The 13,891-nt window shown below is 37.3% G+C and carries 12 protein-coding genes; 3 read left to right on the forward strand and 9 right to left on the reverse strand.

The annotated features are described in order from the left end of the window. Nucleotides 1–218: 218 nt before the first annotated feature. Both ACYT32_RS00405 and ACYT32_RS00410 read right to left on the reverse strand, forming a co-directional pair. Nucleotides 219–1,841 (reverse strand): APC family permease, encoded by a 1,623-nt coding sequence (locus ACYT32_RS00405; protein ID WP_395263962.1) that lies wholly within the window; start codon nucleotides 1,839–1,841, stop codon nucleotides 219–221. Between the two features lie 95 nt (nucleotides 1,842–1,936). Next, nucleotides 1,937–2,497 (reverse strand): TetR/AcrR family transcriptional regulator, encoded by a 561-nt coding sequence (locus ACYT32_RS00410; RefSeq protein WP_395263963.1) that lies wholly within the window; start codon nucleotides 2,495–2,497, stop codon nucleotides 1,937–1,939. Nucleotides 2,498–2,624: 127 nt separating this feature from the next. Between ACYT32_RS00410 and ACYT32_RS00415 the strand changes: the two genes are divergently transcribed. Beyond that, nucleotides 2,625–3,683, forward strand: a complete 1,059-nt coding sequence (locus ACYT32_RS00415; protein WP_395263964.1) for an ABC transporter permease — start codon at nucleotides 2,625–2,627, stop codon at nucleotides 3,681–3,683. Further along, nucleotides 3,683–4,351 (forward strand): ABC transporter ATP-binding protein, encoded by a 669-nt coding sequence (locus tag ACYT32_RS00420; protein WP_395263965.1) that lies wholly within the window; start codon nucleotides 3,683–3,685, stop codon nucleotides 4,349–4,351. Before ACYT32_RS00415 ends, ACYT32_RS00420 begins: the two co-directional genes overlap by 1 nt. Nucleotides 4,352–4,372: 21 nt before the next feature. Here ACYT32_RS00420 and ACYT32_RS00425 read toward each other — a convergent pair whose 3' ends face one another. The 7 genes from ACYT32_RS00425 to ACYT32_RS00455 all read right to left on the reverse strand — a co-directional run bounded on the left by ACYT32_RS00425 (nucleotide 4,373) and on the right by ACYT32_RS00455 (nucleotide 12,862). Then, complete coding sequence (locus ACYT32_RS00425) at nucleotides 4,373–4,966, reverse strand: NAD-dependent epimerase/dehydratase family protein (RefSeq protein ID WP_395263966.1); 594 nt, start codon at nucleotides 4,964–4,966, stop codon at nucleotides 4,373–4,375. A gap of 14 nt (nucleotides 4,967–4,980) precedes the next feature. Next, the gene (locus tag ACYT32_RS00430; protein ID WP_395263967.1) at nucleotides 4,981–5,904 is read right to left on the reverse strand and encodes an aldo/keto reductase; all 924 of its coding nucleotides are present in this window, start codon (nucleotides 5,902–5,904) and stop codon (nucleotides 4,981–4,983) included. A gap of 114 nt (nucleotides 5,905–6,018) precedes the next feature. After that, the gene (locus ACYT32_RS00435) at nucleotides 6,019–7,125 is read right to left on the reverse strand and encodes a DMT family transporter (RefSeq protein WP_395263968.1); all 1,107 of its coding nucleotides are present in this window, start codon (nucleotides 7,123–7,125) and stop codon (nucleotides 6,019–6,021) included. A 124-nt stretch (nucleotides 7,126–7,249) separates the two neighbouring features. Beyond that, nucleotides 7,250–9,136, reverse strand: coding sequence for an LTA synthase family protein (locus ACYT32_RS00440; RefSeq protein ID WP_395263969.1), 1,887 nt, complete (start codon nucleotides 9,134–9,136; stop codon nucleotides 7,250–7,252). 120 nt (nucleotides 9,137–9,256) lie between these two features. After that, on the reverse strand, nucleotides 9,257–11,095 hold the full coding sequence (locus ACYT32_RS00445) for an LTA synthase family protein (protein WP_461793337.1): 1,839 nt from the start codon (nucleotides 11,093–11,095) through the stop codon (nucleotides 9,257–9,259). Between the two features lie 151 nt (nucleotides 11,096–11,246). Further along, nucleotides 11,247–11,825 (reverse strand): NAD(P)H-dependent oxidoreductase, encoded by a 579-nt coding sequence (locus ACYT32_RS00450; RefSeq protein ID WP_395263971.1) that lies wholly within the window; start codon nucleotides 11,823–11,825, stop codon nucleotides 11,247–11,249. A gap of 185 nt (nucleotides 11,826–12,010) precedes the next feature. Further along, nucleotides 12,011–12,862, reverse strand: coding sequence for a YitT family protein (locus ACYT32_RS00455; protein ID WP_395263972.1), 852 nt, complete (start codon nucleotides 12,860–12,862; stop codon nucleotides 12,011–12,013). Between the two features lie 146 nt (nucleotides 12,863–13,008). On the opposite strand from ACYT32_RS00455, the gene ACYT32_RS00460 reads away from it, so the two are divergent. After that, nucleotides 13,009–13,872, forward strand: coding sequence for an NAD(P)-dependent oxidoreductase (locus tag ACYT32_RS00460; RefSeq protein ID WP_395264165.1), 864 nt, complete (start codon nucleotides 13,009–13,011; stop codon nucleotides 13,870–13,872). Nucleotides 13,873–13,891: the final 19 nt, after the last annotated feature.

Consider the following 13,891-nt stretch of genomic DNA (forward strand, 5'->3'; position numbering starts at 1 on the left):
TCAATACATTTTTTTAATTTCTATTAAAAGTATCAGTTCTATTTGTTTTTAAGCCTTTAAATCTTTAAGACCTTAAGCATTTAAGCTTTTGACCTTTATCTTTAGCTTTTGAACTTGTTCACTTAAGGGATATCCAAACATGTTTTAACACCCCAGGCTGTAGTGAGAGCTCTGAGAGCCGAACGCAAGCCGGCAGTGAACTATCAAATCAAATCTTCTTAGGCGTCTTTCAAGTTAAACTCTTTCCAACCAAACAGCACAACTAGCACGATTCCTAATATACTTAATCCAAGAATAGCAGCAATGTTGTGCATATAATTGGAACCTCCTAAGTACAAATCACCAACGATCGTTACAACGATAGCTGTCAAAATTCCAGTCCATTGTAAAGGTGTGAATGCAGATCCGGTTGTACTGCGGTTTTCACGGCGTGTGACGTAAGGTAAAATAGCGCCCAAACCGATCAAGACGATTATGGCAACGAAGTTGATTGCTAATTCATACCACCATGTACCTGAATTGAACTTAACATCTTGTGGTCCAATTCCGAAGATGGTTGCAACTGCAGTGACAATTAAACACCACCAACCAACAGAAAGCGCTAATTTATCATTTTTAATGTAGACATAATCTGATGGATATTTTTGACTATCCATTCTGATCTTAATAAAGGCAAAGAAGATCCAGCAAGTAACACCGGGGGAAATAATTCCATTTAAGTTTAAGAGCCAGTTGAAGATATCATTCATACTTGGTAAGAAGACACCTAATAACATAATGAAAGCACTCAAACCACAAGTTAAAATATACCCATTAACTGGTAAACCATTAGCATTTTTCTTGCTCAAAACTTTTGGCATGTACTTTGCACCAGTATCAGAAATCAACATTCTGGTCATGGCATCTAGTAACACCGCCAATAGTGCTGCGAGATAGAATACTTCGGTCCATGCGAAGATGTACATCAAAGTATTACCCATATGATACTGTCTTCCCAAGGCTTGGAAGGCATAGTATGAACCATTCATTTTTAAATCATTTGGCACGTGGAAGCCATCAAAGAAGACACCCAAGGCAAATGATCCAAAAATTGTTAAGAAAGCAGTCATCACAGCCAACATAATCATGGCTTTAGGAAATTCCCGCTTTGGATGACGCATTTTAGTAACGAATGGAGCAATCAATTCCGCACCATTAACGGCATAGATCAAGAGTCCAATCGTCGTTAAGTAATGTAAATCGAATTTAGGAATAATTGTGTGAATATTCATTGGTTGTGTAGCAATATGACCACCGTTAGCGAGACCGGCAATCGTCATAATAACGAATAAGACCGTCATACCAAACATTGCTGCCCCACCGATAGTACTCAAAACTTCCAAAGAATGTTTGAAACGTGATTGAACAACAATAAAGACTAAGAATGTTACTAAGGTCCAAAAAGTAAACCAACCATTAGACATTTGATCTTGTAAATGCTCGTTCCCGTAGTAGACCCAACCAAGTCCAACAACGATTGAATTCGCCGTATCAACAACGTAAGGAATCGAGGCAGCCCAGTATGTCCAAGCGGTAAAGTAGCCTAAGAATTCGCCACTAGTTCCACGAACCCAAGAAGTCAATCCGCCCCCCTCATGATTAAAGACTGACCCTAATTGACCCACCATTAACGAATAAGGAATGACATATAAAAATAACATGATAATCCAGGATGTAATAACTCCCATACCTTGATTTTGAAAGTTATAAGTTAAATCATCAAAACCGATAACGGTAACAAAATCCATCAGAGCTAATACAGGCCAGCTAATATAGCTTTTTTTTGGTTCTAAATCGTCCATAATAGTTCCCCTTATAAAAACTTTTAACTACAGACGTAAATTTTACAACTTATTGTGTTATTTACCTATAGTTGAAAACGATTTCTTGTCATTTTTTATTCAATCCCGTCCGCTTCAAGGGTGACAGACAATAGCCGATCTGCCAATTTCGATAATTTTGTAATATCAAAATCTTTTTGACGCATAGCTGTGTGTAAAACGCCGACCATCCCCCAACAACAGTAATTCAAGATATATTGGGCATTTTCCGGATGCACAAAAGGAATCACAGTTTTACCGTGAATAACCGTTAACTGAATTAACTTCTGCATCAATTCTGAATCAGGATTACGACACAAAACTCCAATCATTTTTTGATTCTCACCAATATAATCCATAACATTTTTGAAAAAGGCCGCTCCAATCACAGTTTGATCATCTGGAATTTCAAATTCGGTCAACGTTTGAGAAAAGTGTTCCATCACATAATCCTCGGTCTTATGCAAAAGATCATAGATATCAGTGTAATGTAGATAAAAAGTTCGGCGATTGATATCGGCTTTATCAGCCAAAGTTTGAATAGTTATCTGATCAATTGGCATTTGGGCCATTAAATCAATGAAGTTGTCCCGGATTAATTTTTGAGTGCGTCTCGTTCGACGATCGTTTTCATTCATAATCTTCCTCATTTCACTGCACAAAGAACTCATTTATGTGTATTAAAACACAAAAATGAGTTCTTTGTTTATTGTTCCTAATACTCCTCCATTTTAAGATAGAAAGCATCAAGGAGGTAGAAATATCATGTTTTTAACACTGAAAGAATTTCGTCATGACAAACTCAAATTTAGCGCATTGGGATTAATTATCTTTTTAATCGTCTTTTTGGTGCTCTTCATTACCGGACTTGCAAATGGTTTGGCCAATGACAGTGGCTCGGCGATCAAAGAAACTTCCGCTGAGACATTCATTTTGCAGAAAGGTTCCCAAGCTCGTTTGAACCGCTCTAAATTATCCGACTCTGATTGGAATAAATTCAAAACTCAAGCAGCTGCTAAATTGACTGTTAATCAAACAACGATTCAACATCAAAAGCAGGCTAATAAGAAAACTGACATCGCTTATTTCACCATCAATGCCAACAGTTTTTTAGCTCCCAAAATCGTCAGTGGCCACAAGTTGACCAACGACGATAATAAAAAGGTGGTCGTTAGCGAAAAATTAAAAACTTCTGGCTACAAATTAGGTGATAAGTTTAAAGATTCCGCCAGTGGCAAGACTTTTACTATTGCTGGATTCACCAATAATAAAGCCTATTCCCACACACCTGTCATTTATTTGAATCAAAAGCAGTCTCAAACCATCATTCCACAAATGACTGGTTTTAATGCTATTGCTTTGAAAAAACAACTGCAAAAAAAATCTGGCTATCAAGTCATTAGTAAAAAAGCTCTAATCAATGCCATCCCAGGCTATTCAGCTGAACAAGGGTCGCTTTATTTAATGATTGGTTTCTTGTATATAATTTCCCTCTTCGTATTGGCCGTTTTCTTCTACATCATCAATCTTCAAAAATTACGCGACTTTGGAACGCTTAAAGCTCTTGGTACTACAACTAACTATTTAGTTAAACACGTAATTTCGGAAATGGGACTACTTTCCTTAGTGGCAATTTTAATTTCATTTGGTGTGACTTTTGCGCTGAGTTCAGTAATGCCAGCTTCGATGCCATTTAGTATCAGTTCAACGGTTGTTTTAGGAACGGGTGCGATCTTTTTATTGATAACCTTGATCAGCGCTAGTCTCTCGTTACTCAAAGTCATCAAAGTTGATCCTATTAAGGCAATTGGAGGTAACAATTAATGTCAAACGTTTTAGAATTAAAGCATATCATCAAAAATTATCCTGACGGACAACAAATCAATGAAGTTTTAAAAGACGTTTCTTTTCAAGTAAAACAAGGTGAATTTGCGGCGATCGTCGGTCCTAGTGGTGCTGGCAAAAGTACCCTTTTGACGATTATGGGTGCGCTCTTGACCCCATCTTCTGGGACAATTTCTCTAAACGGTCAAGATATCAGCCACTTATCTCAAGCAAAACAGACTAAATTACGGTTAAATCAAATTGGGTTTATCTTCCAAAATGCTGATTTGATTCCATATTTAAAAATATCCGACCAATTGAAATTCATTCAAAAAATCTCTTCCAAAGAACCGAGTGATGCGAATACCCTGCTTAAAAGTTTGGGTCTTGAACAGCGCTTGGATAGTTATCCGAATGTTTTATCCGGTGGTGAAAAACAACGAGTTGCCATTGCCCGAGCCTTTATCAACCGGCCTGATTTGATTTTAGCTGACGAGCCTACCGCCAGTTTAGATTCGCAACGTGGACATGAAGTCGTCCAATTGATCCAACAGACCGTTCATCAGGAAAACAAGGCAGCCGTTATGGTGACACATGATGAGAGAGTCCTCGATCTTGTCGACTCGATTTGGCAAATTGAAGATGGCAAACTAAAAAAGATGAGCTAAGCAGCCCATCTTTTTTGATGTCTATTGATCAATATCGTCAATTCCCAAGGTAACGTTATCTTTTTCATTATCGACGGCCTTAATTGCGGCAGCAACAACTACTTTAACTGGCAAACTACGGTGGGGCTCTTTACTATCAGCTCGATCGTCATCCGAAAGCATACTTGCTGGTCTCATCAAAACTGATCTGAAACTACGCTTCTTCAAATTCTCTTCAGCATCACGTTTTGTACTTATATAGCGCTCATTAGCACCAGGAATATCGTCAACTGAGATATAAACGAAGACCGGAACCTTATACTCTTCAGCGGCATCAGCCACGTTTAAAGCACTTTGATAATTGACTTTTTCATAAGTTAAATTTTCATTAGGTTGTTCTTTATATTCACCAATCGTATCGACAACTACATCAGCATCTTTTAAATACTGGCTCCAAAATCCTGGTGTCAATGCATTACCAACCTTCCAGTCTACTTTGTCATACCAAGATTCGTTGCCCAATGGTTCACCAGTTCTTGAAACACTAGTTACTTGATCGCCTTTATCGATAAATTGTTTAGCAAACTCTCCGCCAACAAAACCATTTGCTCCAAAAATTACTACTTTTCTTGCCATAAATACTACTCCTCCTATTTTGCAAATTCTGTAAAAGCCTCATCAATAAAGTGATACTCAGTATTACTCAATTCAATATCCAAGGCCTTAATATTTTGATCAACTTGTTCCGACTTTCTAGCACCAGGGATGACGATAGAAATATCAGAATTCTTCATATACCAAGCCAACGCCACTTGGGTAACAGTTGCTTCGTGTTTATCGGCAACTCGGCGAATCTTTTCAATTGCCGCCAAAATATCGCTGAACTGTGCCTGATTAAACTTCTTACTGAATTTCTTCGCATCATCCGCACTGTATTTCCCAGTCAATAAGCCCGACGCTAGTGGAAAGTACGGTATAAAAGAAATATGATTCTTACGTAAATACGGGAACAAGGTACTTTCGGCATCCCGATGTACCAGGCTGTAATTGTCTTCGACCAGATCAACTAACCCGTCTTGGTTAGCTTCTTTAATTTGGTCTAAAGAAAAGTTAGAAACGCCAATAGCCTTGATCTTACCAGCTTCTTTGAGCTCATTTAATGCCCCGATAGCTTCACTCTTCGGTGTTTTCTCATCTGGAAAATGAATGATAAAAATATCGATGTAATCCGTCTTGAGCCGTTTTAAGGATTCATCGACGGCTGACTTGAGAAATTGAGGGTCATTATTGATTTTAAAATCATTGTTCGCATCTTGTGCTGCTTTGGTAGCGATGACGATTTTACTGCGGTCATATCCTTGCATCACATCGCCGATAATTTCTTCTGAACGACCATAGCCATACGCAAAAGCTGTATCTAAGGTGTTCAATCCATGATCTAGGGCTTCTTTGACGACCTTGTAGCCATCTTCATCCTTGACGTCATACAGATTGCTGCCGCCAACTTTATTCGTTCCTAATCCCATTTTTTTACTAGTAACATCTGTATTGCCAATTTTAATTAAATCCGCCATAAAATTTGGACCTCCTAGTTAAAAATCAGATCATTCTGAAACCGTTACCCATATAATAGCTCATTTAAATCAAAAAAAATAAGATTATGCACATTGGCATAATCTTATTAATAATTAATCTTCAGAAGGAGCTTCTGTTTCTTGACGTTTCTCTTCCAGTGAATTCCGAACAGCCGCCTCAGCTTCACGACGTTTTTGAGCTAGTTCGCTGTGTTCAATTTTATCTTTAACAATTGCCATTTCGTCCACTTCTACATGGCCTTCAGGATTATCACGTCTAAAGATATCCATAACTTTGTAAGCAATCTTTTCGCCCATCAAAGTGATCAATGAACCGAGTAAGATGATCACGATTCCGACGATTGTATTAGCTGTCATAGCTTCGCCTAAAACAAGTAGAGCTAAGACAGGTGCTAAAGCTGGTTTAACTAGAAAAATCAGGGAAGCTTGTAAGATCCCGACTTTTTCCATGGAAACGAAGTACAAACCAAAAGCTACTCCGGTAACTAAAACGGAAATATATAAGATCAAAGGCAGTGTCTGTAAAGAAATACCTTTGAAAAATGGAATATTGACGAATTCCGAATAGTTGCTTGGTAGTTTTTGAGCAATTGGCAAGTGACTCAAGCCCATCAAAATCCCTAACTCACCTGAACCAAATAGGAAAGCTAAGCAAGTCATTGAAAGTCCGTTTAAACCGAGCTTTCCACCATAGACCCGAGACATAACGCCATAAACTCCAAAAATGATAGATGACAATAAACCTAAGAAGATACCCATGGCACCCGAAAGATGCAAGGGATTGATGATTACTAATAAACCGATCAAAGTCAAAATCAAAGCTAAAACATTTGTCCGAGATAATTTTTCTCTCAGGAAGATAAAACCAATAATCAACCCAAAGATTGGATTAGCACTCAACATAATAGCGATGACTGATGCCTTCGACATACCGATTGAGATTTGATACAAGGTCATAGAGACAACTACGATCACAAAACCGGTCAAAGCAATTTTCAACCAGCCTGCTTTATCGATTTGAATCTGATTTTTCTTTAAGTAAAGAATCGTAAATGGCAATAGTGCCAAGCCACCGATCAAGAAACGAATAAAGTTCAACTCGATTGGATTGAACTGTCCTCCGGCAATTTTCAACGCAATCTCCATTGAGCTGAATAAGAACGTTGGTATCAATATATAAAGAAAACTCTTAAAATTCAAAACTTAATTTCATCCCCAATTTTTTTGTAAGTGAATACTTTAAGTCTACTCTCATTTTAATGATGTAAAAAATGAAAATGTTTTCAAAATAAAAAATCTCGAAATCTTTCGACTTCGAGATTTTTTATTTCTGATTGATCTTGCTCTTACTATAACCCTTGCCAGCCGTTAAATCGTACTGGATCAATTGATAGTCATGTAACAATTGTCGCTGTTTGGTTGTCAGATCTTTGGCATAAACTTGTTTACCAGATTGATCAACATATAAGTTTTCATCCTGACCGACACTATTTTTCGCCATGGCTGGTAGCTTCTTTTGAACTTCAGTTAGCAGTGCATAATAAGGTGTTACCTTCTGTTGCATCTGTTCCAAAGCCAACGGAATAAACCCATTGGGATCGGTAACTTTAGTCTTGCTAGTTAACTTCTTAGTACCGTATCCATGATCGATCGCATATTTATTACTATAAATAAAATAATCGGTCTCATGCTGGACAACATTATATTTTTTCATAGAATTCTTGGCATAGAGCCCTGGCAAATGATCACCGTACCAAACAACCGTGATAGGCTTTTTGATTTCATCTAGTTGTTCTAAGAATGATTGGGTCGAATCGTCGGTATAGTGTAGTCCTTGAGCATATTGTGGTACTTGCAAGGGAATCTCGGCCGCTTTGCCGTTCAAAATCTTATATTGCTTGCCCGGATAAAGCACATTGTAAGGCATATGATTTTGCATCGTAACTAAGCTAATGAACTGCCCCTTTTGGGTTTGATTAACTTGCCAAAGCGTATCTTTATAGGAGGACTCATCACTAATAAAAGTGCTGCTACCGATTTTGTCAGTGTATCTCAAAGCCAGTTTACCGGTAGTGTTTAGATTCCTGAAAGTTTGGAAGCCAAATTTAGGATAGACGGTCTGCCGATCATAAAAATTACCATAATAAGGGTGAATCGCAGCAGAATTATTGAAACTGTTAACGATATTGACGGGGTGGTCTTGCTTAGGAACAAGTTGCGTATAAGGCGATTGCAGTGATTTAGAAAATTGATTATAAGCTAAGCCGGTGAAAGTCATATATTCCATATTAGCTGTTCCGCCACCATAGCCCGAACTCAACATCAAACCTGAAGTATTCTCCTGTTTGATTTTCATAATCTTTGGGGCAGCTTCCTCATTGAGTTTGATATTTGGCACTCGACTGGGGTCAGAAAAACTTTCGCTCAAAACAAAGATTAAAGTTTGCTTGTCCAGATTATTGTTAGGACGAGTTTCATTGATATGGGTTGCGACTTTTTGATATTTGGTCACCAGTTTATCCATGGTCTCTTTGCTATAACCACTAGGCTGATCCATGATATCCACATGCATATTACCCAAAAAAGTTAAGAGCGGACCGTTAGTCGTAGCTGTCATACCAATATTAGGAGTGAAATTAGAATAACCAAGCTTTAGCATTGCCTTACTCATAAGAGAATCTTCATCATTGACGTTGTAAAAACTCAAAACGCTTAAACAAGCTAAAGTCAAAAAGATGATTCTAGTTAACGGCTTGAAGCGTAGCATCTCTTGTGAAAAGATTTTTTCTAAAATAATACTGATCGTTATAACTAAGACTATCTCCACTACAGCGACGATTAAAACTTTGCGGCTGACCATCGAAAGCAGTTCCTTAGTATTGGACAACAATAACAAGTCACTAGGCAAAACTGGCTCCGAACGATAAGTCACTTTGATGCGGTTACCAATGATATAAATAGTGAACAAAATATAATATAGAGCGGTCGAATAAAAGAAACGATTGAATAAAGCATAAAATCCCAGATATAGCAATCCTAATATCAATACCGTCAAAAGATAGGTTGCGATATTAGTCTTGAACAAGATAGCGTCAGTATTTTGGAATGACCCTGTTTGCGAATAGTTTAATAAATATCCGACCACAAAAGCCGACACAACAATGAAAACCAATTGCAGAATATAAGTAATAAAAGATTTTTTCCTATGCATAATAAACACCCTTAATTATTGAATCATAATACATATCTTAACCTTTTTTGACCGTTACTTATAATTAAAAATAAAAAAAATGCAAATCTCCCAAAAGGAAATTTACATTAATTAATCATTTTATTTATTGATGATATTCTTCGTAAAGTTCTGACCAGCGGTGAGATCATATTGAACTAGCTGATAATCGTGTAATAATTTCTTCTGTTTAGTCGTTAAACTATCTTCCGAAACTTCCTTACTGTCTTGATTAACATACAAGGAATTACTGCTCTCAACACTATTTTTCGCCATGGCTGGTAATTCTTTTTGTACTTTAGTCAACAATGCATAATATGGTGTTACCTTTTGATCCATCTGTTCCAAGGCTAATGGAATAAAACCATTAGGATCTGTCACAGCGGTAGCATCAGTCAACTTAGTCGTTCCCTGACCATGTTCGCGGGCATACTTATTACTGTAGATAAAATAATCAGTTTGATGTTCCGCAACATCATACTTATACATATCATCGTTATCATAAATGCCTGGTAAATGGTCACCATACCAGACTACCGTTATAGGCTTTTGAATATTATCTAGTTTGGCCAAAAAGTCCTTTGTAGCGGTATCAGTCAAACTGACACCTTTAGTATAGTTATTGACCTGACTTCGACTGCTGTCCGTTACACCAGAGCCAGTACTTTTAAACTCGTTGTTCGAGTACTTATTTTCATAAGGCATGTGATTTTGCATCGTTACAAGATTGATAAACTGGCCGCCAGATGTTTGATCAATTTGCCACAAGGTATCGTTATACGCCGACTCATCGCTGATATACTCCATCCCTGGAATCGTATTCGTATACTTCAGTGCAAGCTTACCCTTGGTATCAAGATTTCTAAAAGTATTGATCCCAAAAGTTTGATAAACCGAGTTACGGTTATAGAAATTACCATGATAAAGATGGATCGCAGCACTAGTTTTAAAACTATTAGAAATATTGATTGGTGAATCTTGCTTATTCACAACTTGAGTATAAGGAGATTGCAAGGTATCTGAGAAGAGATTCATAGCTAATCCGGTCATTGCCATATATTCCATATTGGCTGTCCCGCCACCATAGCCCGAACTCATCATCAGACCAGAAGTATTATTCTCCTTGATACTTCGGATGTTAGGCATAGGATCTTGGTTCAACTTAATATTAGGCACCCGTGTGGGATCGGAAAAGCTTTCACTCAAAACAAAAATCAAAGTTTGCTTGCTCAAATTATTGTTAGCACGCTTCTTATTGATCTTCTTAGCCTCAGCTTGATATTCCTTAACAATCTTCAACATATTTTGTTTATTATAGCCGCTAGGTTGATCCATAATATCGACGTACATATTCCCCAAAAAGGTTAACATCGGACCGTTACTATTAGCAGAACGGTTGATATTTGAATCCAGATTAGTGTAGCCCGCGGCCATTAAAGTTTTATAGGTCAAAGAATTAGTATCACTGGCGGTATAAAAAATCCCGATACTAAAAGCAGTCAAAGCAATGAAGATCATCCTTAACCAAGGTTTGAACTTCAACATAAATTTCCCAAATTTCAATTCCAAAAGAATTGATAACGATGCTATAACGATAAGCGCCACAACGACTATTCCAATAGCCTTAGGCGTCACCATTGCCAAAAGACTCTTAACGTTTTTTAACATCGACAAATCACTTGGTAAAATTGGTTCAGAACGATAAGTCACTTTTAAGCGATCAGCGACGGCATAAATCATAAAAAACAAGTAATAAATGGCCGAAGCATAGAAAAATCGATTGAACAGACCATATAACCCCAAATAAATTACGAACAAAATCAATACTGTCAGTAAATAAGTATTTAAATTACTACCGAACACAATTTGCGTCGTAAAGATAAAATCATTCGTCTGCGCATAATTCAATACTACCCCGATGAAAAAAGAAGACGCCAGCATAAAGAAAATCTGCAAGCATCCTATCACTATATTTCTTTTAATATGCATTTACACAACATCCTCATTAATAATTCTTATATATATTCTAAACCAAGTTTTTTTTATATCTAGTCTAATTTTGCAGAATGAGACATTGTGCTGAAATTAATCATTACTGATAATATCGTTCAGGTAAACTATCAAGGAATTCATCTCGTTTTTGATCGGTGGTTGTATTAACCTCACCAAAATGAATCCAATCAACCTTTTGAGGATCGATTCCTAAATCTTTTAAAGTACGTCCAATAAAGACCGCTTGAATCGGATCACCACACTCTTTTTCTAAATATGACTTAGTAACAGTTGAAGTCGTTATCACCGTTACACGATCAATATAAGTCAGTAGCCCTTTCCACCCGTTATCTTCGTTATATGCAAAATCCTTAAGCATCGTTTTATCAAAAAAGCCCTTCAACATGCTAGGCATCCCCTGCCACCAAATAGGAAAAATGAAAATTAATTCATCTGATCTTGCAATCCGTCTTTGGTAGCGGCGCACTAATTCATCATCTGTTTTACCAGAGCTATAAAGTTTCATCTCGGCCTCAGTCAAGGTCGGATTAAACTTATCTGCATAAGGATTGATTACTTCAAACTCCTCGTCATTCTTCGAGAACGAGAATGTTAAGCGATTAAGAATTTCATGATTAAAACTGCCAGCGTATGGATGCGTATAGATAATAGTCTTCATTTTTTAACCTCCTCACTTTTCTCCATACATAGCAGTATAATCTGTTTGAACAAACTTTTGATTTCAATAACGTAAGATTTTTTTTATTAAAAATGAATCACTGATTTCTTTACTAAACTAACTGGTATCACTAAAAAAACCTTGATAAGTCAGGATTAACTTATCAAGGTTTCACATCTAAAAAATTAATTGTCATTAAATTTACCAGAGATCGACATAGTTGGTTGAATATTGATAAAAGCATCCGGATCAATATCCATTACTACTTTTTTGGCAAAGAACAACTGATACTTCGTCAGAACAGTGGTAATTGAACCAATCTCTTCACCTGAATAGGCTCCTCTTAAATGATAATCAAGGGTTAAGCCACGATTGAGCGTTTTGAGCAATTCTTTTGAAATCTCATCGATCTTGTGGGAATAAATCGTAACGGTGATCTTTTGTTGTTGAATGTACATCTTATCAATTACCCAATTGGTAATATAAATGGAAATAATTGTGTAGAGTGCCAAACTCCAGCCAAAAGCAAATCCTGCAATTATAATAATAATGGCATTAATGGCAAAACTGACTTGTCCCACGGAACGGCCAGTACTCTTTTGAACGATTAAAGCAATGATATCCGTCCCGCCAGTGGAAAATCCGTAACGGAAGCACAAGCCGATTCCCGCACCAGACAAGATTCCTCCAAAGACAGCCGATAATATCGGATCTTTGGTGAGGGGATACAGTGGAATGAGCAGAATACAAATTGCTGCTGAAACAAATGAAATAATTGATAGAATGGTAAATTTTTTACCCAATTTGAACCATGCTAATAAAATCAAAGGCAAGTTTAGCAATGTGTACCAGAGATAGACTGGCGTATTTATATTAGCAAATCCATGTAACAAGTTGACAATTAACTGTGACGCCCCTGTAACGCCACTAGTGTAGAGTTTAGCTGGCTGCAGTAATAATTGAATACCTAAGGCCGAAGTTACCCCATAAAATAAGGCCGCTAATATACTCTTATAATAATCCTTCACAAATGTCATAAAAATCCCCTCCTTATTCTGTTTAATTTTGAATACGTTTCACAAGAATTATAGCAAACAAACTTAGTTTAAAAACCGTTTAAGCATATTATTGTGGACAAGTTTTATTGTATTTTATAATGACTTTAATGACTGGAGGCAATATGATGCAAAAAATTGGTTTTATTGGTACTGGTGTAATGGGTAGCGGTATTATAAATAACTTACTAAAAGCCCACTATGAAGTTGATATTTATACAAGGACTAAGTCCAAAGCTGATCCTCTGATTGCTAAGGGAGCTCATTGGTTCTCAACCCCTAAAGCAGTCGCAAAAGATGCCGAGATTATCTTCACCATGGTTGGCTTCCCTCAAGATGTTGAGGATGTCTATTTTAAAGATGATGGAATTTTTGCTGGGGTTAGTGCTGGTGATGTTATCGTTGATATGACCACAAGTACTCCCACTTTGGCTAAAAAGATTGGTGAAAAAGCTGAAACTGCCGGTGTCGAATGCCTTGATGCCCCTGTTTCTGGCGGTGACGTTGGCGCTCGTGATGGCAATTTAACAATCATGGTCGGAGGTTCGAAAAAAGCCTTTGAGCAACTGCAAAATATCTTTGAGATCATCGGTAAGACAAATCATTACTTCGGTCCCTACGGAGCCGGTCAACACGCAAAAATGGCTAATCAAATCATGATTGCTGGTACTATGACAGGTTTAACAGAAATGTTCGTATATGCAAAGGCCGCAGGTCTCGATTTACAATCTGTCTTAGAAACTGTCGAAGGTGGTGGCGGCGATAATTGGAGTTTGGAAAATTATGGTCCCCGCATTCTTAAAGGAGATTTTGAGCCTGGTTTTTATTCAAAACACTTCCTCAAAGACTTGCGAATCGCTCTAGACGAGAGTGAAAAAATGCACTTGGATCTGCCAATGACCAAACAGGCCAAAGCGCTTTACGAAAAATTAGTTGATGACAAACAGCTTGGTAACGATGGTACTCAAGCCCTCGTGAAATTATGGTGGTAAAAAGTTTTTAATTCTAACT

The organism is Companilactobacillus sp. FL22-3 (assembly GCF_054881455.1).